The sequence below is a fragment of the Mycobacterium sp. genome (assembly GCF_965230835.1).
Taxonomy (GTDB): Bacteria; Actinomycetota; Actinomycetes; order Mycobacteriales; family Mycobacteriaceae; genus Mycobacterium.
Map to the genome: position 1 here is coordinate 2,552,342 of NZ_CBDDLW010000002.1, position 26,198 is coordinate 2,578,539.

Annotated in this window: 28 protein-coding genes and 2 pseudogenes; 19 read left to right on the top strand and 11 right to left on the bottom strand. The window is 62.3% G+C overall.

The window, feature by feature from the left end; all coding sequences use genetic code 11:
• Positions 1-18: 18 nt before the first annotated feature.
• Positions 19-321 (top strand): hypothetical protein, encoded by a 303-nt coding sequence (locus ACO07W_RS12085; protein ID WP_421843464.1) that lies wholly within the window; start codon positions 19-21, stop codon positions 319-321.
• Between the two features lie 936 nt (positions 322-1,257).
• Here ACO07W_RS12085 and ACO07W_RS12090 read toward each other — a convergent pair.
• Together ACO07W_RS12090 and ACO07W_RS12095 are read right to left on the bottom strand one after the other, a co-directional pair.
• The gene (locus ACO07W_RS12090; protein ID WP_421845748.1) at positions 1,258-2,484 is read right to left on the bottom strand and encodes an IS110 family transposase; all 1,227 of its coding nucleotides are present in this window, start codon (positions 2,482-2,484) and stop codon (positions 1,258-1,260) included.
• Positions 2,485-3,227: 743 nt separating this feature from the next.
• Positions 3,228-3,473 (bottom strand): hypothetical protein, encoded by a 246-nt coding sequence (locus ACO07W_RS12095; protein WP_421843466.1) that lies wholly within the window; start codon positions 3,471-3,473, stop codon positions 3,228-3,230.
• A gap of 310 nt (positions 3,474-3,783) precedes the next feature.
• Between ACO07W_RS12095 and ACO07W_RS12100 the strand changes: the two genes are divergently transcribed.
• Entirely contained in the window at positions 3,784-3,993 is a 210-nt protein-coding gene (locus ACO07W_RS12100; protein ID WP_421843467.1) for a hypothetical protein, read from the top strand.
• 27 nt (positions 3,994-4,020) lie between these two features.
• Here the strand turns inward: ACO07W_RS12100 and ACO07W_RS12105 are convergent, their stop codons facing one another.
• Positions 4,021-4,398 carry a nuclear transport factor 2 family protein gene (locus ACO07W_RS12105; RefSeq protein WP_421843468.1) on the bottom strand — a complete coding sequence of 126 codons (378 nt, stop codon included), beginning with the start codon at positions 4,396-4,398 and terminating at the stop codon, positions 4,021-4,023.
• 107 nt (positions 4,399-4,505) lie between these two features.
• On the opposite strand from ACO07W_RS12105, the gene ACO07W_RS12110 reads away from it, so the two are divergent.
• Entirely contained in the window at positions 4,506-5,348 is an 843-nt protein-coding gene (locus ACO07W_RS12110) for an acetoacetate decarboxylase family protein (RefSeq protein WP_421843470.1), read from the top strand.
• A 169-nt stretch (positions 5,349-5,517) separates the two neighbouring features.
• Here the strand turns inward: ACO07W_RS12110 and ACO07W_RS12115 are convergent, their stop codons facing one another.
• Together ACO07W_RS12115 and ACO07W_RS12120 are read right to left on the bottom strand one after the other, a co-directional pair.
• Positions 5,518-6,273 carry an enoyl-CoA hydratase/isomerase family protein gene (locus ACO07W_RS12115; protein ID WP_421843472.1) on the bottom strand — a complete coding sequence of 252 codons (756 nt, stop codon included), beginning with the start codon at positions 6,271-6,273 and terminating at the stop codon, positions 5,518-5,520.
• A gap of 393 nt (positions 6,274-6,666) precedes the next feature.
• Positions 6,667-7,257: pseudogene (locus ACO07W_RS12120) on the bottom strand (TetR/AcrR family transcriptional regulator); the annotation flags it as partial.
• A gap of 517 nt (positions 7,258-7,774) precedes the next feature.
• Between ACO07W_RS12120 and ACO07W_RS12125 the strand changes: the two are divergent.
• Positions 7,775-9,031 carry a cytochrome P450 gene (locus ACO07W_RS12125; protein WP_421843474.1) on the top strand — a complete coding sequence of 419 codons (1,257 nt, stop codon included), beginning with the start codon at positions 7,775-7,777 and terminating at the stop codon, positions 9,029-9,031.
• Between the two features lie 171 nt (positions 9,032-9,202).
• A pseudogene (locus tag ACO07W_RS12130) lies at positions 9,203-9,448 on the top strand (SDR family NAD(P)-dependent oxidoreductase); the annotation flags it as partial.
• A gap of 198 nt (positions 9,449-9,646) precedes the next feature.
• Here the strand turns inward: ACO07W_RS12130 and ACO07W_RS12135 are convergent.
• A complete protein-coding gene (locus ACO07W_RS12135) occupies positions 9,647-10,645 on the bottom strand; it encodes a phosphotransferase family protein (protein ID WP_421845953.1) in 999 nt (332 codons plus the stop codon).
• 186 nt (positions 10,646-10,831) lie between these two features.
• On the opposite strand from ACO07W_RS12135, the gene ACO07W_RS12140 reads away from it, so the two are divergent.
• From ACO07W_RS12140 to ACO07W_RS12170, 7 genes are all read left to right on the top strand, one after another.
• Positions 10,832-11,776, top strand: coding sequence for a class I SAM-dependent methyltransferase (locus ACO07W_RS12140; protein WP_421843476.1), 945 nt, complete (start codon positions 10,832-10,834; stop codon positions 11,774-11,776).
• A gap of 60 nt (positions 11,777-11,836) precedes the next feature.
• A complete protein-coding gene (locus ACO07W_RS12145; protein ID WP_421843478.1) occupies positions 11,837-12,007 on the top strand; it encodes a hypothetical protein in 171 nt (56 codons plus the stop codon).
• On the top strand, positions 11,991-12,194 hold the full coding sequence (locus tag ACO07W_RS12150) for a hypothetical protein (protein ID WP_421843480.1): 204 nt from the start codon (positions 11,991-11,993) through the stop codon (positions 12,192-12,194). The genes ACO07W_RS12145 and ACO07W_RS12150 overlap by 17 nt, the downstream gene beginning before the upstream one ends.
• A 309-nt stretch (positions 12,195-12,503) precedes the next feature.
• Positions 12,504-13,139, top strand: coding sequence for a hypothetical protein (locus ACO07W_RS12155; protein ID WP_421843482.1), 636 nt, complete (start codon positions 12,504-12,506; stop codon positions 13,137-13,139).
• Between the two features lie 14 nt (positions 13,140-13,153).
• Positions 13,154-13,477, top strand: a complete 324-nt coding sequence (locus ACO07W_RS12160) for a hypothetical protein (protein ID WP_421843484.1) — start codon at positions 13,154-13,156, stop codon at positions 13,475-13,477.
• 317 nt (positions 13,478-13,794) lie between these two features.
• Positions 13,795-14,499, top strand: coding sequence for a response regulator transcription factor (locus ACO07W_RS12165; protein ID WP_421845954.1), 705 nt, complete (start codon positions 13,795-13,797; stop codon positions 14,497-14,499).
• Positions 14,477-15,994, top strand: coding sequence for a sensor histidine kinase (locus tag ACO07W_RS12170; RefSeq protein WP_421843486.1), 1,518 nt, complete (start codon positions 14,477-14,479; stop codon positions 15,992-15,994). Before ACO07W_RS12165 ends, ACO07W_RS12170 begins: the two co-directional genes overlap by 23 nt.
• Positions 15,995-16,082: 88 nt before the next feature.
• Here ACO07W_RS12170 and ACO07W_RS12175 read toward each other — a convergent pair whose 3' ends face one another.
• On the bottom strand, positions 16,083-16,568 hold the full coding sequence (locus tag ACO07W_RS12175) for a lipoprotein LpqH (RefSeq protein WP_421843488.1): 486 nt from the start codon (positions 16,566-16,568) through the stop codon (positions 16,083-16,085).
• A 177-nt stretch (positions 16,569-16,745) separates the two neighbouring features.
• On the opposite strand from ACO07W_RS12175, the gene ACO07W_RS12180 reads away from it, so the two are divergent.
• On the top strand, positions 16,746-18,638 hold the full coding sequence (locus tag ACO07W_RS12180; protein ID WP_421845955.1) for an alkyl/aryl-sulfatase: 1,893 nt from the start codon (positions 16,746-16,748) through the stop codon (positions 18,636-18,638).
• A 59-nt stretch (positions 18,639-18,697) separates the two neighbouring features.
• Here ACO07W_RS12180 and ACO07W_RS12185 read toward each other — a convergent pair whose 3' ends face one another.
• Together ACO07W_RS12185 and ACO07W_RS12190 are read right to left on the bottom strand one after the other, a co-directional pair.
• Positions 18,698-19,999, bottom strand: coding sequence for an acyl-CoA dehydrogenase family protein (locus ACO07W_RS12185; RefSeq protein ID WP_421843490.1), 1,302 nt, complete (start codon positions 19,997-19,999; stop codon positions 18,698-18,700).
• A gap of 17 nt (positions 20,000-20,016) precedes the next feature.
• On the bottom strand, positions 20,017-20,781 hold the full coding sequence (locus tag ACO07W_RS12190) for an SDR family NAD(P)-dependent oxidoreductase (RefSeq protein WP_421843492.1): 765 nt from the start codon (positions 20,779-20,781) through the stop codon (positions 20,017-20,019).
• 95 nt (positions 20,782-20,876) lie between these two features.
• Between ACO07W_RS12190 and ACO07W_RS12195 the strand changes: the two genes are divergently transcribed.
• The 3 genes from ACO07W_RS12195 (at position 20,877) to ACO07W_RS12205 (ending at position 22,899) form a co-directional block, all read left to right on the top strand.
• Positions 20,877-21,008, top strand: a complete 132-nt coding sequence (locus ACO07W_RS12195) for a hypothetical protein (protein WP_421843494.1) — start codon at positions 20,877-20,879, stop codon at positions 21,006-21,008.
• A 159-nt stretch (positions 21,009-21,167) separates the two neighbouring features.
• Positions 21,168-21,776 carry a histidine phosphatase family protein gene (locus tag ACO07W_RS12200; RefSeq protein ID WP_421845956.1) on the top strand — a complete coding sequence of 203 codons (609 nt, stop codon included), beginning with the start codon at positions 21,168-21,170 and terminating at the stop codon, positions 21,774-21,776.
• A gap of 67 nt (positions 21,777-21,843) precedes the next feature.
• Entirely contained in the window at positions 21,844-22,899 is a 1,056-nt protein-coding gene (locus ACO07W_RS12205) for a phosphotransferase family protein (protein WP_421843496.1), read from the top strand.
• A gap of 28 nt (positions 22,900-22,927) precedes the next feature.
• Here ACO07W_RS12205 and ACO07W_RS12210 read toward each other — a convergent pair whose 3' ends face one another.
• Entirely contained in the window at positions 22,928-23,263 is a 336-nt protein-coding gene (locus ACO07W_RS12210; protein ID WP_421843498.1) for a LapA family protein, read from the bottom strand.
• 279 nt (positions 23,264-23,542) lie between these two features.
• Here ACO07W_RS12210 and ACO07W_RS12215 point away from each other — a divergent pair, with 279 nt between their 5' ends.
• Positions 23,543-24,142, top strand: a complete 600-nt coding sequence (locus tag ACO07W_RS12215) for a putative glycolipid-binding domain-containing protein (protein ID WP_421843500.1) — start codon at positions 23,543-23,545, stop codon at positions 24,140-24,142.
• Here ACO07W_RS12215 and ACO07W_RS12220 read toward each other — a convergent pair.
• Entirely contained in the window at positions 24,105-25,049 is a 945-nt protein-coding gene (locus tag ACO07W_RS12220; RefSeq protein WP_421845957.1) for a prephenate dehydrogenase, read from the bottom strand. The two genes, ACO07W_RS12215 and ACO07W_RS12220, sit on opposite strands and share 38 nt — an antisense overlap.
• A gap of 165 nt (positions 25,050-25,214) precedes the next feature.
• On the opposite strand from ACO07W_RS12220, the gene ACO07W_RS12225 reads away from it, so the two are divergent.
• Positions 25,215-25,736, top strand: coding sequence for a tRNA adenosine deaminase-associated protein (locus ACO07W_RS12225; RefSeq protein WP_421843502.1), 522 nt, complete (start codon positions 25,215-25,217; stop codon positions 25,734-25,736).
• The gene (locus ACO07W_RS12230) at positions 25,733-26,191 is read left to right on the top strand and encodes a nucleoside deaminase (RefSeq protein ID WP_421843504.1); all 459 of its coding nucleotides are present in this window, start codon (positions 25,733-25,735) and stop codon (positions 26,189-26,191) included. Before ACO07W_RS12225 ends, ACO07W_RS12230 begins: the two co-directional genes overlap by 4 nt.
• Positions 26,192-26,198 lie beyond the last annotated feature (7 nt).

Below are 26,198 nucleotides of genomic sequence, written 5' to 3' on the forward strand. Positions count from 1 at the left end.
GACGCCGAGGCTGACGCGATGCGCCGCCAAGAGGATGCCCTTGCGCGCGTGCTGGCCCGCGCTCAGGAACTGCTAGCCGCGTACGGACTCGACGCGGCAGAGCCGGAGTCGGAATTAGCCAAGCTGGTGCACGACTTCCAGCATGCCTCCAGCGTGGGAGTGGTCGTGTGTCTGCCGTTAGGACAGGCGATCAAAGCTGCCGACGAGGACGCTCGACGGCGCCGACGAGCGGCGGTCGCGGCCGAGTTGGACCGTCGGCGCGCCGCGATCCTTGATCCGCAACGCCCGAAGCGACCCCTTGCAGGATTCTTCGGAGATTAGCGCCCATTTGCAGACAGCGTCGAAAACAAACACGGTCTGGTAATCACCGGTTATCGTCTGTGCCTGTTCGAACAGTGACGCGACTGCAGCCTGAGTTGCAGCGGGATTGCCTCCGGTCGGAAGATCGAGCGGTGGTAGTGAGTTTTCGGCTCGGCGAAGTGCGCCGTAGAAAAGTAGCCTAGTCGCAAAAACGTACGTCGATACGTGCGAGACTCGGTTGACTTCGTCAAGTATTTTCGTCGCGTCGTGAACCCAGTTTTGCTCGTCCATCATCCATCGAATTAGTTCTTCACGAAACGACGTATCGGTAGCTTGGCGCTCGGCGATCGCATCACGCACTGCGGCAAGAGGACGTGCCAACGACCCTTTGAGGGCCTCGACGAAGAACTCATCAGGAGGAACCTGTCGGATGGCATGTTGTCCGGTGAGTACTGGGGCTATCGTCCGGATCAGTTCAACCCATGCAGATCGAATGAGAGCGAATTGGGCTGCAACTTCAAGGCTTTCGCGCGTTGCCGCGGTGGCCAGGGGAGGCACGGGCACAGCCTCGATCGAGGAGAGGGCGGTCGTGTCGAGCTTGGTCTAGCAGACGGAATTGGTCACCGTCAGATGTCGCTGACCAGCGGGCACCCAGCGCGGCCGCTTTGCCCATCGCATTCGTGATGTTGGAAATCGCTGAAGGGGCGGCATCGGGGTGGTCCGGCAAGCGGAGCTCAAGAACCAGCAACGGCTTGTTGGAAGTGTCGCACAATGTGATGTCTGCGCGTTTCCGCTCACCTTCCGCCTGTTTCTCGATGATCACTCGTCCAAGCCCCAGTGACGGGTCATTGTCAATTTCGTTATCCCAACAGGACTTGATTTCGCCTGCGAACCCCCACTCGTTCACACGGGACACCATAAGTTCTCGCGGAGAAAGACATCTCACGAAGTTAAAAGTCAAGCCACGAGCGAGGGAGGAGGTGGAAAGGCTAGATGTTCGGTGTAGTGCTGGCCGGTTTGCAGGCAGTGGTGGAGTTGGCCGAGGAATTTGTTGAACAGATGTCGTTGGGCTTGGTGGTTCCAGTCTCCTGCGGCGCGGCGGGTGTCGTAGTGGCGACGGGCGCCCGGCGAGGCGCGCAGCGATGCCAAAGCCCAGATGGGACCCACGGCGGCCAGGCGCCGGTTCTTGATATGGCGGTGCAACACGAGGGTTTTCTTGCCGCTGGCGCGGGTGATCGGCGCGGCTCCGGCGAATGCTTTCAGTCCGCGGGCGTCGGTGAAGCGGGCGCGGTCATCACCGATCTCGGCGAGTACCCGGGCACCGGCCAGGTTCCCCAGTCCGGGGAAGCTGGTGATGATCGTGGAGTCCGGGTGCTGCTCAAAATGGGCGGTTGCCGCCTCGGCGAGATCAGCAGCAGTGGTGCAGGCAGCCTCGAACTGACCCAGCAGCCCTGCCAATTGGATACCCATCGCGTTCTCCACGACCGGTGGTTGGTGCAGGTAGGTGTCGGTGAACACCTCCCGCAACCGTTCGATGTCACGGTCGAGATGGCGGCGGCGGCCGGCCTTGGCCAGCAGTCGGCGCAGTCGGGCCGGGGTCAGCTTGGTCGCCTGGGTGGGGGTTGGTGCAGCAGCCAAGATGGTGCGCGCATCTCGACGAGCCAGCCCGCCCTCGGGCAGGTCGGCGAACGCGGTGATGGCCGCCGGGTAGAAATCTTTGAGCACATCGCGAATCTGGTTGCCGATGTGTTGACGTGCCCATACCGCGTCTTGCTGAGCGCGGGCCAGCACCCGGATCGCCTGGGCCAACTCGGTGTCGGCGGGCAATGGGCGGTGCGCGCCGGGGTCGGTGCGCACAATATTGGCCAGCAGCACCGCGTCGGCACCATCGGATTTGGCCCCCGACACCGCATACCGTGCCCGATACCGCGAAGCCGCCAACGGGTTGATCGGATAAATCACCCGGCCAGTTTCTCGCAGCGCCGCCACCCACAGGCCACGATCAGTTTCCATCCCCACTGGTATCGGATCAGCGGCACTGTCACCGGCCTCAGCCAGCAACGTCAACAGCTGCGCGAACCCGGCCGCATCATTGCCCAGCCGTGCACGGGCTACCACCCTCCCGTCGTCATCAACCACAGCAACATCGTGATGCTCAGTAGCCCAGTCGATTCCACAAAACAAGCCCAAGACGTCCTCACTTTTTCGTCGGTGGATGGTTGCGCCGTTACCGGTGGACTCACGCGGCGCCCTAATCGCGGGACTCCAAGGTCCGTCATCTCACTAGCCGTCCGTGACTCCAGCACATCGCAGGACTTCGTTCTGTCGAAGAGCTCAAGGCTCGAGAACAACCATCAGGAAGTCACCCCTGCGACGGGCTCGGGCAACGGAATCTCACCACCAACCCGACAAGACCTGCCGCCAGACGCGCCGCTCTTTCTCAAGTCGTCGAACGACGGGAACACCAGACGTCACCTGACGGCAGATCCCGCAAGAAACAGGCCCCGGTCACCAACACCCGGACCGGTAACCAATCCCTACTAAACGATTAGGATCCCGCATATCGAGGTTGACGCTGCATCATGTCGTGCTTGCCGGCGTGGACGAACTCGTCATCGCCCCAACGATCGCGCACAACGCGGACCGCAACCCAAACCAGATCGGAGGTATTCGGCTAAGTTCGCCGCCGTACACAGAGCACCGTTGAACTAGGACGATTGTGAGCGTGTGTTGAACGGCACTCGGTATGGGGATCGCCGCGTCACTGTGGGTGAGGACGTGCAGTCGAGTCGTGTGCGGCGGCATGATGACCACGATCGGGATCGGCCGAGGAACCGGCGCGTTGCTGGTAGGGCGTTGGTGGTCATGGTGACGGTCGCAGTCAGAAGGGATCTGCTGGGGTAGAACCGATTCCGAAGGATCTGACATCAACACCAGTTGGCCTCTTCCTGGCCCAGTACGTGATAGCCATGCTGGTGGTTCATGTGCGCCGGAGCGTCCGATGATCGTCGTCCGTACGGCCCGCGATTGCGTCGAAGTCGGCGGTATGCCTGCAAGGTGCGCGCTGATGGCTTACGGGTGGCCCGATCTGCCAGAAATGAACGAAACCACTCCGGCCGCTGGTCATCCGAGAGCAGAGCGGCGGCCTCACCCTTGGAATCGGCGGCAACCATAGCACATACATAATAGCTGTTATCCATGAGCAATGACGCCATGTGCGGGTTCGCAGACGGCCGCCCCGACGTCGTCAACTTCTTGCTCAACGACCCCTCAGCACCGATGATGGCTTAGCGCTACCGATCGGGCCCGCAGGTCTGCAACGACGCTGAATGTGTGTTCCACCGACTCCAGGCTAAAGACGCGCTCACGGACCTGGCGCCGCGCGACGTGGTTCAGCGAATTGGCACCTACTGGGGCACAACCGATTCCGTGCATTGTCTCCCTGAGGGTAACACTCGCACCGAAGTAGCATTCTTTCATTCGTTGGCGAGAAACGCCGGCTACGATTTCGACGCCGGGCAGCTCCACGCCCGCCGCGCGGAGTTCCTCGCGGCCCGCTTCCATGGCCACGCCACGGGCGGATATCAGCGGCTGACGGCGCTACTGGCATCCAAGGTAGAAGAATGCCAGTCTCACAAGCTGACCAAGCAACATTGGGCGCTGAGCCGCTGGTTTGCCCAGCTTCGTTGGTGATGCGGGCGCGTGCCTTCGGCTTGGTGGTTACCCGTCGATCAACTTCATGTCGTCAACCGACCAAAACGCACGCATCGAAGTGATCTTTCCGTAGTCGTTAAACGCCATGGTGTCGATTGCCTCGATCTGGCTGCGGGTGTCGCCCGCGGTCATAGTGAACCGCCACAAAAATGCCGCTTCATTGCCAGCCACTTTCAGCGACAGCAATTCGGTTCCACGGCCGAGATTTTCGATCGCAGCATAGAACTCCCGGATCGCGGCTTGATCGCGACGCACGTCGGTACCCACCGGGTCCTCGACAGTGGCGTTCTCGGCGTACAACGCGGTCAACTCGTCGGCGTTACCCCTAGCTACCAGATCGAGGTAGCGATTTACGTTGGCTCTGATGGTCTCGGCACTTAGCATAATTGGTGACCATACACTAGACGCCGAGTGGACGCCCGAGTTAGCTGTGTTCTGGCTCGCCAACCAGCACGGGCGCGCGACGAATTATCTAGGAAGGGGTTCAAGTCATGCAGGAAACAGGGGTTGCCTTCAGCGAATCTCCCACAAACGTGGGCGGTGTTGAAAAGCAGACTGACGAGGTCTGCTCAAAAGTCGGGTATGGTCGGTACCTGATCGACGGGCGCGAGATCGCTCTTCCAGTCGTCGTACGCGACGCATCCCTGCTTGCAAGTACCTTCCTTGTTGATGCAGCTGCCGCCCAGGAGATGATTGCGCAGTCCGGCTACCGGGTGGTGAAATTCCTACCCGGCAAAGCCATCGTGATGCTCGTGTGCGTCGACTACAGGGACAACGACCTGGGAGACTACAACGAGGGTGCGATCAACTTCTTCGTGACGACGCCGGGGGAGAAGAGGCCACTGCCTTTTGTCGGGGCGATTGGTGGCCTGTTCAACGGGGCGCTCAAATGTTTCAGCTACCGCATGCCCGTTGACCAAGAGTTCACTACCCATGCCGGGCGCTACATCTGGGGATTCCCGAAGTGGATCACCCAGGTCGACATCGAGTTCGGCACGCGTACGGCCACCGGGACCCTCATCGATGAGGACCAGCTCGTCTACTCGATCACCACCAAGACCGGAGGAACGCGGGTCCAAAAGGACCAGGCAATCACGAGCCTGGCCGTCCGAAATGGCCGAGCCTGGAAGACCACCGGTACCAGCAGAGGCGCAGGGGTCATGTTCTCCCTTGGCGGGCAGGCACCCAAGATCGGTACTACCCACCCGCTGGCCAAAGAGCTGCGCACGCTCGGGCTTCCCAAAAAGCCGTTGATGACGATCTCTATCGCCAAGGCCCACATGCAATTCGGCGTCCCACAGAGCGTCGAAATTGGTTCTGCTTTCCCCTGCTAAGGCCTGCCGAACAATTCTGCGGAGTCTTGAGCATTGCCCTTTTTGGGTGTCGCGCACCGTCGGCGCGGTGTGAACGTGTGTTCCCGTCGGCGCGGCGCGGTACCCGCGCCCGCCAGTGAACCGGTATCCCAAACGTGGAAGCAACAGGAATCAGGTCTACAACGGAATGTCAACGTCGGCGATTGCTGAATTCGTCCAATGCCTGCGCATTCGCGGCAGTACCCACCAGCTCTTCGAAATATGCGATCTCCCTTGCGCTCGCGGCCGCGATGTCCGGGCGGGTCGGTTCGACGATGCTGTTTTTGACCGCCATCAGACTCAAAATCGGCCGGGAAGCAAGGAGTTCAGCGTGCCGCCTGGCATCGATGAGCAGATCGGCCGGCTCACACACTTTCCATACCAACCCCATCTGCAGGGCCTCTGCGGCGCTGACCCATTCCGACGACATCAACATCCATGCGGCGTTCTGCCTGCCGACCAACTGGGGCAGCAGATAGGATGAGGCAGCTTCGGGCGCGACCCCCAAGCTGGTGAAAGGGCACTTCAGCCGCGCTGTCGACGCCATGAACACGAGGTCGGCATAACCGAGGATGGTTGTGCCGAAACCAACGCCAACGCCGTTGACGGCACAGACAAGCGGTTTGGGAAACCGGCTCAGTGCGTCGATAAGACCCGGAAAGCCGTGCTTGCCTGATGTAAAGTGCGGGTCGGTGATGCGGACTTGCATCTCGGCCAGATCGGCGCCCGCGCTGAAAGCCCGGCCGGCGCCGGTGAGCAAGACCACGGCGACGTCTGGATCCTCTGCCGCGCCCAGCAACGCCTCAGCGATAGCGTCGAAGAGGGCCTCGTTAAAGGCATTGAGCGATGCGGGCCGGTCCAGGGTGAGTGTGCGTACTTTGTTTGTGTTATCGATTCGAAGCGTCACCGCTGCAGCGTAATGCGACGCCGATGCGCGTCGTATTCGGAGTGATAGGGAATGTTGATCACACCCGGCTGGGCTTGACTATTGCTGCACGCGCGGTTGGGCTGGACCGATCAGGTAGGGCTCCTTCAACGCACACGAGACCGTATCAGCGCAAGGGGTCCGGTTGCGCCGAAATCCTGAACATCAGACATCGACGTGCCGTCAGCGCGGGTTTGAGCTGTCGCGTCTGCGCTCGTCGCGCTCGTCGTGAAGTCGCATGCGCCGTTCTCGGTGCGGCCAACGGGTTCCGTCCCTGCCGATCTCATAGTCCTTTGTTGAATCGTCACCGCGCTCACATTGTTGTTGGCGAGTTGCCTTGTTTGCGGGCCCGGCATTCGCATCTGCAATCCCAGTACCCGGGATCGCGGGTGCCACCCATTTCCGGAGGTAGGTCCGCAGATCCTCACCCAGGCGCGGTGGCCGACCCGGGTCGACGATGAACGATTGAATAATCCGCAACATATGCTCGACCAATCCGCCCAAACCGGCATCATCGACACCGACATTGGGCCAATCGATGTCAAACCGCTCGAGGAGCAACCGGCCAAAAGACAGCGCCAGCTCGGAGGTCACCGTGGCCGGCGCCGCCGCCGACGGGCCCGGCGAAATCACCAAACTCAAATACGGATCAGCGGGTAGGCGCTCTAGCGCGTAGGCGATTCCCTCGATCACTGCCTCACCCGGATCATGCAGGCCGCTCACGTGGTTGCGCAGATCGTCAAGAAAGGGCCCTGCCGCGCCAATCGCTGTGGCAGTCAGCAACGCCTCGGTGGTCGGGAAGTACCGGTAGACGGTTTGGCGAGTCACTCCGAGATTACGGGCCACTTCGGCGACGCTGAAGTCACGCCCACAGCGGTCAATCACCCGCTTGGCCGCGGCGAGTATCCGCTCGACTGCCTCATCGTCCGAGGTCGGTGGCGACCCTGACCATCCATGGGTTCGCATCACTCACCGGGTTCATTGCTCGATGTGGTTACGGGACCCACCATGGTAACCTCAACCCGTAGATCATCCACTTGCGATCAGGTGTATTGTCGGTAGCGGGTTGGCTAAGGCTGACAGATCGATCTCCTATTGCATGACTCCAATCGCGTGAAGCCCGCCTGGGGCTAGGGAGGCAAGACAGTGCTCGACGAAACGATCACCGCCGCAAGGTTCTTTGTCGCCGATCGTGTTCCTCGCCATGGCCTGTGCGCAGGTCTATCTGCAGACAGCCAACTCGTCGGTCGGCAACGTCTGACTGTGGACTTTCGGATCTTTCGCCGTTCTCGTCAGCTGCAAATTCGCGGCCATTCTGTGCAGGCAACTGCTCGCGATCACCCCACACCGGTGACGACACCACGCGATGACCTCAATGCGCGACGACAAATGCCCAAGACGTCAACGGGCTTAAAGACTCTGGGCGTGAGAACACCGCATTCAAGTGGTACTACACCACCTCGTTAGCGAAAGGAGCTCCGGTATGGGTTGCCCGAACCTGCCCGAAGGCTTTGATCCGACCGACCCCGACATCTACGCGGAGCGCATACCTGTCGACGAATTAGCCGAGCTACGCAAACGCGCACCGATCTGGTGGTGCGATCAGCCGGTCGGAACGGGTGGCTGGAACGACGGCGGCTTCTGGGCGGTGACCAAGCACAAGGATGTCAAGGAGATATCGCGACGTAGCGACGTCTTCTCCAGCTGGCAAAACGGGGTTATCCCCCGGTTCCATGACGAGATCGCCCGCGAGGACATCGAAGTGCAGCGTCACGTCATGCTGAACAAGGACGACCCAGACCACACCCGGTTGCGCAACATCATCTCGCGCGGGTTCACCCCACGGGCGATAGAGCGGTTGCGGGAGGAACTTGATCGGCGGGCTCAGCAGATCGCGAAAGCCGCTGCGGAGAAAGGGTCGGGGGACTTCGTTAAGCAGGTGTCGTGCGAGTTGCCGTTGCAGGCGATCGCTGAGCTGCTCGGTGTTCCCCAGGGAGACCGGATGCAACTGTTCCGTTGGTCCAATGAGATGACCGGTACGGAAGATCCGGAGTTCGCGCATATCGACCCCAAGGCCTCGTCGGCGGAGCTGCTGCTCTATGCCATGAAGATGGCCGAGATCAAGGCTAAGGACCCTGGTCCCGACATCGTGACGAAGTTGATCGAGGCCGACATCGAGGGTGAGAAGCTCTCCGATGACGAGTTTGGGTTCACCGTAATCAACTTCGCTGTTGCTGGTAACGAGACCAGTCGCAACTCGATCACCCAGGGCATGATGGCGTTCATGGACTTTCCCGACCAATGGGAGTTGTTCAAGAGGCAACGCCCCGAAACTGCCGCTGATGAGATCGTGCGCTGGGCAACACCGGTCACCTCATTCCAGCGCACCGCACTGGAGGATGTCGAGCTCTCCGGGGTGCAGATCAAAAAGGGGCAGCGGGTGGCGATGTTCTATCGCTCGGCCAACTTCGACGACGACGTCTTCGGCGACCCCTACACGTTCAACATCATGCGAAACCCCAACCCACACCTCGGTTTCGGCGGAACCGGGGCACACTACTGCGTCGGGGCGAACCTGGCGCGCATGACAATTGACTTGATCTTCAATGCCATCGCCGACCATATGCCTGACCTCCGGTCGCTCGGGAAACCAGATCGTCTGCGCTCAGGCTGGCTCAATGGGATCAAGCACTGGCAGGTGAACTACACCGGCCAATGCCCGGCGGCGAACCACTATTGATCACGATTCTCGCTGGGTCGACAGGCTGTTGGGGGGTGTTGAGAGCCGCCGCCCACTTCGCGTACCGGTTTGGCTGAATCACGCCATGACGACGAAGACAACGAGATTCGCTCCATTTCTGCACCGACCCCCGCTACGACGACGCGTGACTGAGGAGAAGGGATTGCCGAGGTGCATCTGAGTTTGACCGATCGCACAGTCCTGGTGACTGGTGGTGGCAGCGGCATCGGCAAGGGCGTCGCAGCCACGCTGGTAGCCGCCGGGGCGCGGGTGATGATCGTGGGCCGCCACGCCGACAAATTGGCCGCCGCGGTTGACGAGATTACCGCTAACCCGGGCGGCCAGGGTGGGTCGATCCGCTATGAGCCGGCCGACGTGACTCACGAGGACGAGGTGTCCCTCGTGGTCGACGCAGCCGCTGGGCGGGAATCTGCAAACGCCCGCCGCTTCGCGTCTCCGCTGTGCGGGCACACGCGTGCGCCCCGATCAGGGGCGGGTCCCCGTTGCTGCGCTTGCGTTGTTGGCGATGTTTTCCGCCTCGCGGTCACAAGTCCACGTCTGGCATAAGCCCGGCCTAGTGTTGCGCGGGCGTGCGGCATTTGACGCAGAGGCCGGTCATGACCGCGTCTCGATCAGCTCTAGTGCTCGATCGAACAAGTGCAATGTGGCCGTGTGGAGTTGATCACCGACTCCCTTCTCGGCCTTGCCGGCGCAGGCCCTGGCCAGCGTGCCTTCGATCACGATGCCGAGCTTGAAGCAAGCCAGCACGGTGTACCAGGTGATGTGAGATAGGTCGCGAGTGGTGTTTTGGGCGTATCGCTGCACTAGGTCATCGGTGCTGGCGAGACCGTCTAGCCCGCTTAGCGTGTGGCTGAAGACGCTCGATCCGTCGGACTGGCGCCAGGTGGCCAGTAGCCAGCCCAGATCCAGCAGCGGGTCGCCGATCGTGCACATTTCCCAGTCGACGATGGCGACAACGTCTGGTCCAGTGCACGAGAACATGACGTTAGCGAGGTGGTAGTCGCCATGCATGATGCCCGGTGTCCACGTGGTCGGTCGATGGTGGTCTAGCCAACGCGCCACCGGCTCGACTCCGGGGATCTGCGGACCGGGATAGTTCTCGTACTCCCGGTAGGACTCCAGTTCTGCAAGCCAGCGTGGCACCTGACGTTCCAGGAAACCTGCTGGCTTGCCGAAATCGCCGAGACCAACGGCGCGGTGATCCACGGCGCCGAGTTCTGCTAGCGCCCCTGCCATCGATATGCCCATCTGGAATCGCACGTCGGAGTCGTTGGCATGCAGCGCGGGCAGGCCTTCGCCGGCGTTGAATCCGTCGATGGGCTCCATCAGGTAGAAGACGGCATCGCCGAGCACGCGGGTGTCATCACACGTGGCGATCAGCCGCGGATGCGGCACGTCGGTATTCGCCAGCGCCGCGAGTACCCGGGTTTCGCGCAGTATCACCGCGTTGCTGCGCGGACGAAGGTACCGAGGTCCGCGACGCAGCACATAGGAGCTACCGGATGTGTTGAACCGCATCATGATGTTCTGCGTTCCGCCGGTGACCTCGGCGACGCCGGTTAGCGGACCCGCGCCGAGCCCCTGTTTGGACATCCATTCCGCTACCGCTTCGAGGTCCACTGTTGGGCCCGCTTCGTCCACCCGCCTGAACCTACTACGCGGGCATGGGCAACCTGGCGACCGTCTGGGAAAGTCCGTAAGCGTTGCTTGGCCAGCGGCGCACCCCGGGCGGCTAGATATATAGTTTGTATAAGTGATTTTTCAGCGGGGGTGATGGTTATGCCACGTACCGACAACGACTCCTGGGGCATCACGCAGAGCGTGGGCGCCACCGCACTCGGTGTGGCAGCAGCCCGCGCCGCGGAAACGGAAAGCAACGCCCCGCTGATCACCGATCGGTTCGCGCGTGTGTTCCTGGATGCGGCGGGTGACGGCTTATGGAGCTTGTTCGCTGATCCTTCACTGCTGACCGGCGATGTGGACATCGAGCCCGAGGTGCGGGCGCGAATACAGCTGATGATCGATTTCATGGCCACCCGGACAGCCTTCTTTGATGAGTTTTTCCTCAACGCCGCCGCGTCTGGAGTGCGCCAGGTAGTGATTCTTGCGGCCGGGCTGGACTCGCGGGCATGGCGGCTGCCCTGGCCCGACGGCACGGTTGTGTACGAGCTAGACCAGCCTAAGGTGCTGGAATTCAAAGCCGCCACGCTGCGTCAGCACGGCGCGGACCCGACAGCGCAGCTGGTCAGTGTCCCGATCGATCTGCGGCAGGACTGGCCAACGGCGCTGCGACAAGCGGGATTTGATGCAACGCGGCCGTGTGCTTGGTCAGCCGAAGGGCTGGTTCGATACCTGCCAGCTTCGGCCCAAGATCTGTTGTTTGAGCGCATGCATGGGCTCAGTGCCAAGGGCAGTTGGCTGGCTTCAAACGTACCTCCCGGTGGTATCCCAGATCCCGAGCTGGTACGCCGAGAACGAGAGGAGATGCAGCGCGTGCGGGCCGAGGCTGCCCGGCTGGTTAACGCCGAAGTCCTAGACGTTGGGGACCTTTGGTATGCCGAGGAACGCACAGACGTCGCTGACTGGCTTCGGCAACGCGGCTGGGAGGTTTCGGCGGCAACGTTCGCCGAGTTGCTGGCTCGCTACGACCGCTGCACTCCCGAATATGGTGGCGGGACCGTGCCGGCAAACCTATTCGTATCCGCGCAGCTGCTGGCGGGTTGAATCGGCGACGCGCGTAAGCCGCGATGTCCTAATCGCGCTTTGCTGCAACGCTAGTCGCGGGTGCTACGGATTTGGTTCGAGTCGCTTACCGAGTCGTACCGACGTGGTGGGCCGATGTTGTCGTTGTCGGCGGATCCGGGCTTCGCGGCATGGCAGTGGGACTACCTCAAAGTGAGCGAACACGTTGCGCCACGGCAGGAATTACACCATCGCGATGAATCCCGATGGTAGCTACGTTTTGACGTACCGCAACGATCTCTACGATTGGTACAACTTCGCCACGACCACCCCTATGCCGTGGGATGTCGCTCGTAATATCTCCAATGCCGCACACGATCTCCACGCCGCCGGCTACGCCCAAGACTTCCTGATCACCGGATCGGGAAGCACCCAAACGGTTCACGGAACCGTCCCCTGACCGAAATGCCGCGGTAGAGAGAAAAGCCCGGCCGAGGCTCGTGGGAGAAAATCGGCCGGGCTCTGCCGCCCCACCGTTGTGGGAGCACGCTGAGGCCTTTTGACGCTACCGCACCACAGCAGGGTCGCAGTGCACAATTTCGTACAGCGCCGACGACGAAACAGCTTGGTCCGCAGATGAATAGCGTCGATCTTTTTGACCGCGCCCGCTAGTCAGGAGTATCAAACGCGCACTGCCCACGCTGTCAAAGAGGTGTGGTGATAACAATTCGTGGATGCTGTGGTGTATAGCGGCCTTTATCCTGGTCCTATGACAATTGGAGAGGGTGCCGCGAGCACTCCGTACGGGCCAGCCGCCGGTACGGTTCCTGGGGGGCCTCCTGGGCCCCCGGCTGGCCCTCCTGGCTACGGCTGGCAGTACGCTCTGCCGGCTCGGCGCGGAAATAGACTCGTGACAGCGGGCTTGGTGATCACCGCCGTGGTGGCCCTGGCGGCACTCGCAGTGGGGATCATCGCCCTGGTCACCCGGCCGGCGCAAGCCCCGGCCCCGGCTTCGCCCAGCGCGACATCTGCCGGTGATACCCGCGCTGCGGACCGCGCCCTATGCAACGCGATCGCCCCGCTCATGACCAAGGACGACCGAACATCAAATACCTGGCGAAATCGCGGTGACCCTGGCACCCCGGCGAGAGATGCTGCATTGCCAAAGTACCGCTCTGACACAGAGGATTGGGTTGGCCGGATACAGCCGATACTCGACCAGCACCCGGATGCCAACCCACTCTTTAGACGGACGCTGCAGCGGTTCATCGACGACCGGATCTTGTATGTGTGGAATGCGCGACCCGGCCCACCGGAGAAATACGACAAAGAGATATGGGCCGACAGCTTGTCGGCGTACGGTGGTTCTCTGCATATCTGTTATGGGCTCGGCGTCACGTGGTAGCGGTCAGTGCGCCGGTGTCGATGCCCAGCCGGCAATTCTCGGCAACAATTGTTGGCGGCGTGTGGCCCCATACAGATCCGCAGAATTTTCAGACCGCGGCTGAGGCGCAGCACGGTAAAGCTGTCGAGCTTTTGAGCTGCGCCGATACCATCCGTTCAAAAGCCTCCGAGGTCGCCGCCGAGCAGTCCGGCCGTGCGATCGACGGGTTTTGCGATGAATGCCACCGCGAGGCCTCAACATTCACCAGCCAGGCCGACCGCTATTTCGCCATCGCGCGTGTGTCTGAGGAGTGCGCGCGATTGATTTACCGCGTAGCTAGTTGTCGTCCGAACCGTTGAACCATTTCGGTGTCAATCCGGAGTTCGCGCAATGCCGCTTTGTGCAACCTCGTTTCATGTTGCCAACCAACCTTGGATACATCGCCCAAGGGAACTAGTCGCCGTTGATTTCTGCAGTCAGTTCTGTGGCCGGCATGGGTTGTGATGACGTGGGTTTTCGAGCCGCTCTAACTCCGGCTCAAAACGCAGTTGCTGAGCGGCGGGTCGCGCTGCGCGGATTTCACAGTTTGCGCATAGGTAAGGCATAGCGTCGGCCTATTCGGGCGCGGATACTGGAACCCGTGACAGCCCACCGAGCTCCGGTTGAGCGTGTCGTCATGTGTCGTGCTGACGGGGAACCAATCACCGTACTGGTCGTCGACGACGAAGCCGTTCTGGCTGAAATGGTGTCAATGGCGTTGCGGTACGAGGGCTGGAACATCATCACTGCCAGCGATGGATCGTCGGCTATCGCCGCGGCCCGCGCCCAGCGACCCGACGTCGTTGTGCTCGACGTAATGCTGCCCGATATGAGCGGTCTCGATGTGTTGCACACCTTGCGTGAAGACAATCCGCGGCTGCCGGTGCTGCTGTTGACGGCCAAGGACGCGGTGGAAGACCGCATCGCCGGGCTGACCGCTGGCGGCGACGACTACGTCACCAAACCGTTCAGCATCGAAGAGGTGGTGCTGAGGCTGCGGGCGCTGTTGCGCAGGACTGGTGTGACGACTATGGACAGCGGTGCGCAGCTCGTCGTTGGAGACTTGGTTCTCGACGAAGATAGTCACGAGGTAACTCGATCCGGTGCGCCAGTAGTGCTGACCTCCACCGAGTTCGAGCTGTTGCGTTTCATGATGCGCAACTCCAAGCGGGTGCTGAGTAAGGCACAGATTCTCGACCGGGTATGGAGCTACGACTTCGGCGGCCGGTCCAACATCGTCGAGCTGTACATCTCGTACCTGCGCAAGAAGATCGACAACGGTCGCGAACCTATGATCCACACATTGCGTGGGGCAGGGTATGTCCTCAAGCCCGTCCGCTAGCCCTCGGCGCATCTGGTCGCTTCGGCTACGGCTTCTGGTCGGGCAGGTTGTGGTGCTCGCTGTGGTGTGCATCGGGATTACCGCGGCTACTGAAGTAGCGCTCTACCGCCACTTGATGGCGCAGCTAGACGGACAGCTCAGCGGTACCTCCCATCGGTCGGCGTTGATGTACCCCGAACCGATCCGACCTCACCACCATCGCCACCGGATGTATCGGCTACTGAGCCCGGGTCCCGGCCCGCGGTTTCTCGATGTCCCTGGTCAGCCGGCTGGCATGGTGGCGGCGGTCGTCCGCGACGGCGCGACCGCTGATGCGGGCTACTTGACGAGCAGTGGTCTTCGGGCTGCGCTGACCGCCAGTGCTCAGGCTCAGCTGGCCAGGATTTCCGGCAGTCGCACGCCAGTGACCGTCGATCTTGACGGCCTGGGCCGGTACCGAGTTGTCGCCGCCCCTGCCCGGCGCGGTGACGACGTGATCGTGACCGGACTGTCGATGTCCAATGTCGACGCCACCATGATGCAAATGTTGGTCATTTTCGGGATCGTGACCGTGATTGCCCTGGTCGCCGCGACAACCGCAGGTGTTGTCATCATCAGGAGGGCGCTGGCCCCGCTGCGGCGCGTTGCGCAAACCGCGAGCGAGGTTGTCGAACTGCCGTTGGACCACGGTGAGGTCGAGCTGCCGGTACGGGTGGACGCGTCTGACGCAAACCCGCACACCGAGGTAGGACAACTGGGGTCGGCGCTGAACCGAATGCTTGATCACATCGCGACCGCTTTATCGACGCGGCAGGCCAGCGAGACGCGGGTGCGCCAGTTCGTTGCCGACGCCAGCCACGAACTACGTACCCCGCTGGCTGCGATCCGTGGCTACACAGAATTGACCCAACGGATTGGCGATGACCCCGAGGCGGTATCGCATGCGATGAGCCGCGTCGCATCCGAGACTGAGCGGATAACGCATCTGGTCGAGGACCTGCTGCTGCTGGCTCGCCTGGACTCCGGCCGGCCGCTGGAGAGTGAAGCGGTGGACCTGTCCCGGCTCGCGGTTGATGCGGTCAGCGACGCACACGTCGCCGGACCGGAACACCAGTGGGAGCTGGACCTGCCCGCCGAACCGGTGATGGTGCCTGGCGATGCGGCCCGGCTGCACCAAGTATTGGTCAACCTGCTCGCCAACGCACGCATCCACACCGGCGCTGGCACTGTCGTGACGACGCGCCTGACCAGCGAGCCGATGCACGCCGTGCTGCACGTCGTCGACAACGGGCCCGGTATTCCCGCAGCGCTGCAGTCGGAGGTTTTCGAGCGGTTCGCCCGTGGCGACACCTCGCGCTCCCGCAAAGGCGGCAGCACCGGGCTGGGTTTGGCGATCGTGTCCGCGGTGGTCAAGGCGCACAACGGGACGATCACGGTGAACAGTTCACCCGGCCGCACAGAGTTCACGGTTCGGTTGCCACGCCCCGCGGGGCAACCGGCCGCGTGTGGGTTGTAACGCTCTATCGCCCGCTGCGCTCCTGCACCGCTTCGTGGCTGCGGGTGTGCTGCAATAGCGGGTCGTTGAGGCCCGCATCGTCGCCTATTCAGGAACAGGTCACGCTGATTTCGAACGGCTTGGTCACCGGTTGCATCGGGTTTGCCATGTCGACCCCGGTAGCGGTTCCGGTGATCTTGTAGGTGTTGCCGTCTTTTGTCGCGGAAGCATCGCCTTGGTCGGTACCGGACGTGTATCCGAGAGTTACGCCGTTGACGTTGCCGAGCCCGACTGATTTCACCTCGGGAGGGTCGTCGTCAGTCAGAACGGCGGCGATACCGGTGGCTGCGCCACCGATCGCGATATTGACATTGCCGGCCGCGGTGGTGCACACGACCGAGCCGGTCACATTCTGGTCCTGCCCGTCGATGATGACTTTCGTCTCAGAGCCTGCGCCATCTCCGGAACTTTCCGATGTGGCAGCTGCGCTCGAGGTGTCGCTACTGCTTGTAGTCGAGTCGTTGCTAGAACAGCCGGCAAGACCCGCGGCGAGAATCGCCACTCCGGCTACTGCGACCGTCAGTCCACGCTTCACCTGTGCTCCTTTGCAGTCGTAGCGGTCCATCGGCATTGAGGACCGTCTCGCAGTATGCGGGTTTACTGGAACGAATATCTAGGATCCGTGAGAAATTGTTGTAGAGTTCGACGATTTCTCGGTGTGCAACTGATGCGTCGGGGACCTTCCGCGAGCCGTCGTATCAATGGCAAGGTAATGCTGGTGGAACATAAATCTCCCACCGCGATCATCGAGTCGGCCCATGGCAAACACTCGCTACCGTTTGATGAAACAACGGATTTCGAGAATGCCGATCGTGGATTCATTGCAGCCTTGTCTCCATGTGTCATAAAGGCGGCCGATGGTCGCGTGGTTTGGGATAACGACGCGTACTCGTTCCTGGGTGGCCCCGCGCCCACGTCGGTGCATCCCAGCCTGTGGCGGCAGTCGACTTTGACCGCCAAACAGGGTCTCTACGAGGTGGTGCGTGGTATTTACCAGGTACGTGGGTTCGACTTGTCCAACATCAGCTTCGTTGAGGGCGATACCGGAATCATCGTCATCGATCCCTTGGTTTCCACTGAAGTCGCTGCGGCGGCGCTGGATTTGTATCGCACCCACCGGGGCGGTGATCGACCCGTTGTCGCAGTGATCTACACCCACAGTCACGTCGACCATTTCGGCGGTGTTTTGGGTGTCATCAGCCAGGCCGATGTCGATGCCGGCACGGTAGCGGTGTTGGCGCCGGAAGGTTTCACCGAGCACGCTGTCCAGGAGAATGTTTATGCGGGTCCTGCGATGGCGCGGCGCGCGACGTTCATGTATGGCACCTTGCTTGCCCGCGGGCCGCGGGGCCAGGTGGGCTGTGGGCTCGGTCAGACACCCTCGACCGGTGAGGTTGCCATCGTTGACCCGACGGTTGAGATCCGGACGACCGGAGAAAAACACACCATCGACGGCGTGGAAATTGAGTTTCAGATGGCGCCCGGTACCGAAGCCCCGGCGGAGATGCACTTTTACTTCCCACAATTCCGCGCGTTGTGCATGGCCGAGAACGCGACCCACAACCTGCACAATTTGTTGACCTTGCGTGGCGCGCTGGTGCGCGACCCGCACGCCTGGTCGGGTTATCTCACCGAGGCGATCGACTCATTCGCCGACCGCGCCGAGGTGGTGTTCGCTTCGCATCACTGGCCCACCTGGGGACGTGGGCACATCGTCGAATTCCTCTCACTGCAGCGTGATCTTTACGCTTACCTGCACGACCAGACGCTGCGCCTGCTTAACCACGGTTACACAGGCGTCGAGATCGCCGAAATGTTCCAGATGCCGCCGGCGCTCGAGCGAGCTTGGCATACCCGCGGCTACTACGGGTCGGTCAGCCACAATGTGAAAGCGGTCTACCAGCGCTACATGGGTTGGTTCGACGGCAATCCTGCTCGACTGTGGCCGCATCCGCCAGAAGCCCTTGCTCAGCGGTACGTGGCCGCCATCGGTGGGATCGACCGCGTCGTCGAAGTCGCCCAGGCAGCCTTCGATTCCGGTGACTTTCGTTGGGCGGCTACGTTACTCGACCACGCAGTGTTCACTGACGCTAACCACGCTGCCGCCCGCGCTCTCTACGCCGACACGTTAGAGCAGCTAGCCTATGGTGCCGAAAACGCGACCTGGCGAAACTTCTTCATGTGCGGGGCCGCCGAATTGCGTGACGGCACAATGGGTACCGCGGTTCAAACCACCTCTCCAACGTTGCTTGCTCAACTGACGCCGGAGCAGATCTTCGACAGCCTCGCTATTCGCGTGAACGGTCCACGCAGCTGGAGTCTGGATATCGCCCTCGATGTGACTTTCGCTGGCCACGGTGGCGACCCGGATACGAACTACCGACTGGTTTTGCGCAACGGTGTGCTTGTTCATCGCAAAGTTCCTGCTGATCCGGCGACAGCGACGGCGACGGTGAAGTTGGACAGCAAGCTTCGTCTGCTGGTCGCAGCGTTGGGGGACTTCACCTCAGCCGGGCTGGAGGTGTCCGGCGACGAGACGTCGCTGCAGGCGCTGCTAGACGTGCTTGATCAACCGGAACCGAACTTCAACATCGTCACGCCGTAGCGTGTCGTTGTGACACCGCCGAGTTCGGTGTTGCCCCCGGGCTGCCCGGCTGCTCATAGCTAATCGGGTAGTGCCGGAACACGATCGACGAGGTCGCAGTATTTGGCGCGAGCCGCCTCTTGGCGGATAGCCAGCAACTCGCTGGGCCACTCCGGGTCTTCTGCGTCGTAGTTTTTGAGAAGCATCCGGGCCAGGTTGGCCTTGTGCGCCTCGGTGGGGCCGTCGGCGATTCCTAGCGCGACGCCCCCAAGCAGGACGCGAACCAGCGGTAGCTGGTCGGTTGTTCCTAATGCCCCGTGTACCTGGATCGCGCGAAGGCCAATTGATTTGAGCACCTGCGACGCCAGGATCTTGCACGCGCCGATCTCGGCGCGGGCAGCGTGTTCACCGGCCGTGTCGATCAGCCAGGCCGCGTGCAACACCGCCAGCCGAAAAGGCATCAGTTCGGTGTATGAATCCGCGATGAAGCCTTGCACCAGCTGTTTGTCGGCTAACACGCTGCCTTGCGTGAATCGGCTCTTCGCGCGAAGCGACATCATCTCGACTGCGCGCTGTGCCATCCCGATCGAACGCATCGCGTGGTGCAGTCGCCCGCCGGCCAGCCGAGCTTGCAAGATCAGGAACCCCTGACCCGGTTCGCCCAACAGCGCATCCGAAGGCACCCGGACCTGGTCGTAACGGACCAGCGCATGCCCTGGTTCGTGCGGAAGGGCGCCCACCACGTGGTGATTAGCCTCGACACTCAAGCCTTCGGCGCCCGCTTCCACCAGGAACGTGGAGGCGCCGCGGTGTACGGACACATCGGGATCTGTGATCGCCACGACAATAAAGAATGAGGCCACGGATGCATTGGATGAGAAGTACTTTCGCCCAGTAATTACCCAATCGTCGCCATCTCTGACAGTGCGTGTGGTGAAGACCCGCGGATCAGCGCCGCCTTGCGGCTCAGTCATCGAGAAGCAAGAGAAGATCTCTCCGGACAGCAACGCCGCGAGGTAGCGGTCTTTCTGCTGTTGGGAGCCGAAGCGGGCGAGGATTTCCGCGTTCCCGGTATCGGGTGCCTGAGTTCCGAACACGATGGGTGCCCAGGGGCTGCGCCCGAGGATCTCGTTGATCAGGGCGAGCTTGACCGCGCCGAATCCCTGCCCGCCAAGCTCGGGGCCTAAATGCGGTGCCCACAAAGCATTGTCGCGGACCTGTTGTTTAAGCGGATCGACGATCCGGCGCCGCTCTTCGTTCAGCGGGAGGAACTCGCAGCCGGGGAACAGCACTTCAAGCGGTTCCACCTCCTCGCGTACGAACTCGCGGATCCACTCGAGCTTCCTCTCGAACTCTGGTTCGGTGGAGAAGTCCCAAGGCATTCGAATACTCCTATCTTTCAGGGCATCCCGCCGTCAGCCCGCAGAATTGCACCGGTGGTAAAACTGGATGCGTCAGAGGCCAGAAACAATGCTGCGCCGACGATCTCTGTTGGGTCGCCGGCGCGCCGCAAGCAGAGATGCTGGAATGGGTTCGCTGCCGCCCGGTCGAGATTCCACGCCTTGCTGATGTCGGTCAAGAACGGTCCTGCCATCAGTGTGTTGACCCGTACCGTTGGCCCGAATGCCTGGGCCAATCCTTCCGTCATTGCGTTGAGCCCGGCCTTGGCCGCGGCGTAGGGAATGATGTCGGGGGTTGGCCGCCACGAGCCGATGGAACTCACATTGATGATGGAACCGCGGCCAGCGGCGACCATCCGTTCGCCCACTAGCGCAGACAGCCGGAACGGGCCCTTGAGATTGAGGTTGATTACCGCGTCGAACAGCTTTTCGGTCACGTTGGTCAGTTTGTCGTAGATCGGCGACATGCCTGCGTTGTTGACCAGCGCGTCGACCCGGCCGAACCGGTTGTAGGCAGCCTCAACCAAACCATCGATCTGATCCCAGCGCCCCATATGCACTTGATAGGCCATTGCAGAACGCCCGGTTTCCGTTTCGATCTCGTTGGCCGTGGATGCACAGTTGTCCATGTTGCGGCTGGCGATCACCAGGTCCGCACCACAGCGGGCCGCGGCGAACGCCATCTGCCGGCCCAGGCCCCGACTGCCACCGGTGATCAGCACCACGCGGTTGGAGAGGTCGAAAAGCGTTTCCGCATAACCCATCTCAGCGTCCTTTCCTAGTGCTTTGCTGGTCTCTTCCTATTCCTTTCCTATTCCTTTCCGAATCCTTTCCTAGGCGCCGGGGAAGGAAGCGGCAGGTGTACGACAGCGCTCACCGGCGGCTGCCTCCTGAGACTGCACCGTCGACCGTCCGCATCACGCAGTGCGGCGAACTCGCCGCGGCGGGGATCGCTTCGGGCCAGCGCTCGCAGATACCCGTCTTCCCGTAGGGCTTCGCCGGCAGTAGCCATCGCCTGTACGCTCCGATCTCCGCGCAGAAAGTAGCATTCCTGCCGCTCCGGGGAACGGCCCGGAGCCTCCGTGTGATCCTTGGCTGAGTGATTTAGCGACTGGGCACCCAGCAGACCTGCCACATGAAGGGAACGTACATGCAGCTGCTTCTGGTCCGGCATGCACTACCGCTGCGCAGTGAACACGGCCAAGGGGCCGATCCGGACTTGTCGGAAGCCGGCTTGGCTCAGGTCGCGCGCCTTCCTCAGGCGCTATCCAGATTTCCTATTTCGCGGGTGTTGAGCAGCCCGCAGCGCCGCGCTGTTCAGACTGCCGAATCTGTCGCCAGCGCTGGTGAGCTGGCTGTCGAGATCGACGAGAGGTTTGCCGAATACGATCGTGACCTTCCCCGGTATATCCCCATCGAGCATCTTCGCCAGGAAGACCCCCAGCAGTGGGCGCGCATGGCACAGGGCCAGCTGCCTAGCGCGATCGACGAAGACGCTTTTCGCGCGCGTGTTCGGGCGGCGGTGAACGACCTCGTTGCCGCCGCCGACCCCGTGGATACGGTTGCGGTGTTCAGCCACGGCGGGGTCATCAACGTGGTGCTACACGAGATCCTGGGAACCGCACGGCTGCTGTCTTTTCCGCTCGACTATGCGTCGGTGACCAGGCTGTTATTCTCCCGGTCTGGTCAGGCAACGGTCGCGGCTGTGAACTCGACCGAGCACGTATGGGATTTGCTACCTCGCAATCAGCGATGGTGACCGGGTGGCTTCTCGGTTCGGCGAGTCCGACACGGAGCAGGGTGGTCAGCGGTGGTAGACAAGTTCGGTGACATCGGACTACCGACTCGACGGCCTTGACCTAGCCGCGTTGGATGGGTATCTGCGTTCGCTCGGTGTCGGGCGAGACGGCGAGTTGGGCGGCGAGCTGATCTCCGGTGGCCGTTCCAATCTGACGTTCCGGGTCTACGACGACACGTCGAGTTGGTTGGTGCGGCGCCCACCACTGCATGGGCTCACGCCGTCTGCGCACGATATGGCCCGCGAGTACAAGGTTGTCGCCGCATTGCAGGATACGGCGGTTCCCGTGGCACGCGCGATAGCTCTTTGCGAGGACGAAGCGGTGCTGGGTGCGCCCTTCCAGATCATGGAATTCGTCGCGGGCCAGGTCGTGCGTCGTCGCGCCGAACTCGACTCTCTGGGCGGTCGGGCCGTCATCGAGGGTTGCGTTGACGCGCTGATTCGGGTTCTGGTCGATTTGCACCACGTCGACCCCAGCGCTGTGCGGCTGGGAGATTTCGGCAAGCCGGACGGCTACCTAGAGCGCCAGGTGCGACGGTGGGGTTCGCAGTGGGATCTGGTGCGCCTGCCCGACGACCGACGCGACAACGATGTTGCGCGACTTCATGCAGCACTGCAGCAAAGCGTTCCGCAGCAGAGTCGCACGTCGATCGTGCATGGTGACTACCGGATCGACAACACCATCCTGGATGTCGACGATCCGACGCGGGTTTGCGCGGTCGTTGACTGGGAGTTGTCCACGCTTGGGGACCCGCTGAGCGACGCGGCGCTGATGTGCGTGTACCGCGACCCGGCGCTAGACCTGATCGTAAACGAGCAGGCGGCTTGGACCTCTCCACTGCTACCAACGGCTGATGAGTTGGCAGACCGCTATTCGTTGGTTTCCGGGCTTTCGTTGGGGCATTGGGAGTTCTACATGGCGCTGGCCTATTTCAAGCTCGCCATCATTGCGGCCGGAATCGACTTCCGCAGACGTATGGCTGAGCAAGCCGACGGCAAAGACGACATGTCAGCGGGCTTGCCCGATGTTGTCGCGCCGTTGATCGCCCGGGGGCTGGCGGAGATCTCCAAGCCGACTTCGTAGCCTCGAGCGGGTTGTGTTTTGCGGCTCCTCAGCTTTTCTTGGCGGCACGGCGCAGCTGCAGTATTCGCGCCGTGGCTGCGAACACGGTGACCAACCCGCCGCCTACCGCGGCCAGCAAGATCGCCACCCCCAACGGAAGGCTCCAATGCCAGCCGAAGAACGTGAAAGGTGTCGACTCGGTGTTCTGGGCAATGAAAATCAGCAACACCATGAGGATCAGGAAGCCGATGATCACGGCTGACCACAGAGCGCCGGCGCGAGTGAACGTGACCGCCGGGGCTTTGGAGGTCGAACCGGGAACTCGGGCTGGTGGCGGGGTCGCGCCGGAAGGCTGGTGGGTTGAGCCAGTTGGTTTGCTGCTCATACCTTAATTTTTACCCTTTGCCGCTTGAGAAAGTAACTAAACCGTGGCGGAAATTTTGCTGCAGTTTTTGGGCCAGCCCGGCGCTCGGGGCCGGCGCCAGCGACGCTGGTGGGGTGGGGTTGAGCCGCAGCGTGGCTTCGGCGGTGACGGATCCTGGGGCGGGCGCGCGTATCGGATGTGGGCGCCGCAGCGAGCCCGCTGGGCGGCCTGATCCCAGGCCCGGCGCCGCAGTTACCTACAGCTCCGCCATGGTTGATCGAGACGCTTTACGGTAGAGCTGTGAACGAAGCTCCCTCTGGATCGACCCAACGCGAATGGCCGGCGATGTTTACCTGGCGTGCGCAGGATGTATCGCGTATGGAATCCGTGCGAATCCAGTTGTCCGGCAAACGAATAAGGGCTCATGGCCGTATTGTGGCCGCAGCCACCGCAACTAACCCAGCGTTCGGCGCACACTACGACTTGCAGACCGACGAGAGCGGCGCAACGAAGCGGTTAGGGCTGGCGGTTACGCTGGCGCGGCGGGAACGCCAGCTTGCCATTGCGCGGGACGAGGAGAACATGTGGCTGGTGACCGATCACCGGGGCGAGCGGCGTGCGGGATACAACGGCGCGCTCGACATCGACTTGGTGTTTAGCCCGTTCTTTAACGCACTGCCGATCCGGCGCGTTGGTCTCCACGAACGAGCGGACTCGATCACGTTGCCCGTGGTCTATGTGAACGTGCCCGAGATGGCGGTTGACGCGGCCACGGTGAGCTACCAGAGCGTTGGACGGCTGGACGGGATCAAGCTGCGTTCACCGGTTGCCGACACTACCGTGACCGTCGACGCGGACGGGTTCATCGTGGACTATCCAGGGTTGGCAGAGCGGATCTGATCACCCCGCCCGCCCGGCCAGCCGCGGCTAGTTGGTCGCGCCAGTTTTCCAAGCCGATCGTGACCCCGGCTATATCCGAGCGAGGGAAGCTCTCATAGCGTGTGCGCGCCGCGTGGCCCGCGTCGATGAGGTCGGCCAGCGAGTCGTTTGCTTTCAGCGACTCACGGGCACGGCCCAGCAGTTCGATGACTCTGTCAGCGGCGGGCAGCAGCGGGCCGGCGTTGCTTTCGCACATCGCGCGCACCAGGTCTGGGGCCGTTCCTGCTACCCGGGTGGCGTCCCGAAACGAACCTGCGGCCAGCGCGAAGGCCAGCGGGACCTCGGCGGCGGTGACTGCCAGCGCTTCGGCGAGCAGGTGTGGCAGATGCGAGATGGCAGCTGCAGCGGCATCGTGCTCGTCGGATTTGGCCGGAACCACCATCGCCCCGCAGTCCAGCGCCAACGTCATCACCATCGACCACACAGTCGGGTCCACGTGATCGTCCACGCTGACCACCCATGGCGCACGCGTGAACAACCCGCCGTGACCGGCTACCCAACCGGAGTGCGCGGTGCCGGTCATCGGGTGACCACCGACAAAGCGTGCCTGCAGGCCAGCTGAGACGACCTCATCAAGCACCGCGCTTTTGACGCTGGTGACGTCGGTCAGCGGACAGTCCGGGGCCGAATTTCGGATGTGGGCGAGCATGCTCGGCAGGGCCGGCATCGGAACGGCCAGCACGATCAGCGCGTCGGTGTCGGCTGCGCGGGTCAGGGTTTCGGTGAGTTGGGTGCTGGCGTCAAACCCTTCCGACTGGGCGCCTCTCGTTCCCTCGACCGATCGGTTGTAGCCAAACACGTTGTGGCCTGCGGTCGTGGCGGCACGCATTATCGAACCACCGATCAGGCCCAGTCCGAGCACACACACCGGTGTTGTCGAACCAGGACGAGTCGGGGGAGAAGAAGCAGCGGAAACCACAGTGCAAGGTTGGCACAGTTTGCCGGGATGTGGCGCACTCAGGTGTGTTGCTGGCCTCTCTTGTGTGGGCTCCATCTGGCCAGGGTGCCTGGTCAGCGACTAGCCTAGGCGCCCATGGGAGCACAGCGGGCCACCGCGAAAGGCCCGTCCGCAGACTTGCCGGAAGGCTTCGGCGTTGCGGTCGTGCGCGAAGAGGGCCGATGGCGCTGTTCTGCGATGGGCCGCGGAGCGCTGACCAGTCTGTCGGCCGCCGAGACAGAGCTGCGCGAATTGCGCAGCTCGGGTGCGGTCTTTGGCCTGCTCGATGTCGACGACGAGTTCTTTGTCATCGTGCGCCCGGCGCCCTCGGGGACCCGGTTGTTGCTGTCGGACGCGACCGCAGCGCTCGACTATGACATCGCCGCCGAAGCCCTGGACAGTTTGGATGCCGAGATCGATCCCGAAGATCTTGAGGATGCGGAACCGTTTGAGGAAGGTGACCTGGGGTTGTTGTCCGACATCGGACTGCCCGAAGCGGTCTTAGGCGTCATCGTCGATGAGACTGATCTCTACGCTGATGAGCAGCTGGGCCGCATAGCCCGCGAGATGGGCTTCGCCGAGGAATTGTCGGCGGTGATAGACCGCCTCGGGCGTTGACCACTGACGAGGATCTGATCCGCGTCGCACTGGCGGTGGCCGCGACGGCCGGACCCCGCGATGTACCGATCGGTGCCGTGGTTTTTGGCGCCGACGGAACCGAAATAGCGTGCGCGGCTAATGCCCGGGAGGCACGCGGCGACCCCACCGCGCATGCGGAGATCCTGGCGATGCGGGCCGCGGCCGATGTGCTGGGCGATGGGTGGCGGCTGGAGGGGACCACGCTGGCTGTTACCGTTGAGCCCTGCACCATGTGCGCGGGCGCCCTGGTGCTGGCCCGCATTGAGCGGCTTGTTTTCGGCGCCTGGGAACCGAAAACAGGAGCAGTTGGGTCGTTGTGGGATGTGGTCAGGGATCGGCGGCTCAATCATCGCCCGGCCGTACGCGGCGGTGTGCTCGCCGGGGAATGCGCCGCGCCGCTGGAGACGTTCTTCGCCCGACAACGATTGGGGTGAGCGTGCT

Coding starts and splice junctions, on each gene's coding strand:
- ACO07W_RS12085 (WP_421843464.1), top strand. CDS start 19: ATGCGCCGCCAAGAGGATGCCCTTGCGCGCGTGCTGGCCCGCGCTCAG.
- ACO07W_RS12095 (WP_421843466.1), bottom strand. CDS start 3,473: ATGGTTGCCGCCGATTCCAAGGGTGAGGCCGCCGCTCTGCTCTCGGAT.
- ACO07W_RS12105 (WP_421843468.1), bottom strand. CDS start 4,398: ATGCTAAGTGCCGAGACCATCAGAGCCAACGTAAATCGCTACCTCGAT.
- ACO07W_RS12110 (WP_421843470.1), top strand. CDS start 4,506: ATGCAGGAAACAGGGGTTGCCTTCAGCGAATCTCCCACAAACGTGGGC.
- ACO07W_RS12125 (WP_421843474.1), top strand. CDS start 7,775: ATGGGTTGCCCGAACCTGCCCGAAGGCTTTGATCCGACCGACCCCGAC.
- ACO07W_RS12135 (WP_421845953.1), bottom strand. CDS start 10,645: ATGTCCAAACAGGGGCTCGGCGCGGGTCCGCTAACCGGCGTCGCCGAG.
- ACO07W_RS12140 (WP_421843476.1), top strand. CDS start 10,832: ATGCCACGTACCGACAACGACTCCTGGGGCATCACGCAGAGCGTGGGC.
- ACO07W_RS12150 (WP_421843480.1), top strand. CDS start 11,991: ATGAATCCCGATGGTAGCTACGTTTTGACGTACCGCAACGATCTCTAC.
- ACO07W_RS12155 (WP_421843482.1), top strand. CDS start 12,504: ATGACAATTGGAGAGGGTGCCGCGAGCACTCCGTACGGGCCAGCCGCC.
- ACO07W_RS12165 (WP_421845954.1), top strand. CDS start 13,795: ATGTGTCGTGCTGACGGGGAACCAATCACCGTACTGGTCGTCGACGAC.
- ACO07W_RS12170 (WP_421843486.1), top strand. CDS start 14,477: ATGTCCTCAAGCCCGTCCGCTAGCCCTCGGCGCATCTGGTCGCTTCGG.
- ACO07W_RS12180 (WP_421845955.1), top strand. CDS start 16,746: ATGCTGGTGGAACATAAATCTCCCACCGCGATCATCGAGTCGGCCCAT.
- ACO07W_RS12185 (WP_421843490.1), bottom strand. CDS start 19,999: ATGCCTTGGGACTTCTCCACCGAACCAGAGTTCGAGAGGAAGCTCGAG.
- ACO07W_RS12190 (WP_421843492.1), bottom strand. CDS start 20,781: ATGGGTTATGCGGAAACGCTTTTCGACCTCTCCAACCGCGTGGTGCTG.
- ACO07W_RS12200 (WP_421845956.1), top strand. CDS start 21,168: ATGCAGCTGCTTCTGGTCCGGCATGCACTACCGCTGCGCAGTGAACAC.
- ACO07W_RS12210 (WP_421843498.1), bottom strand. CDS start 23,263: ATGAGCAGCAAACCAACTGGCTCAACCCACCAGCCTTCCGGCGCGACC.
- ACO07W_RS12225 (WP_421843502.1), top strand. CDS start 25,215: ATGGGAGCACAGCGGGCCACCGCGAAAGGCCCGTCCGCAGACTTGCCG.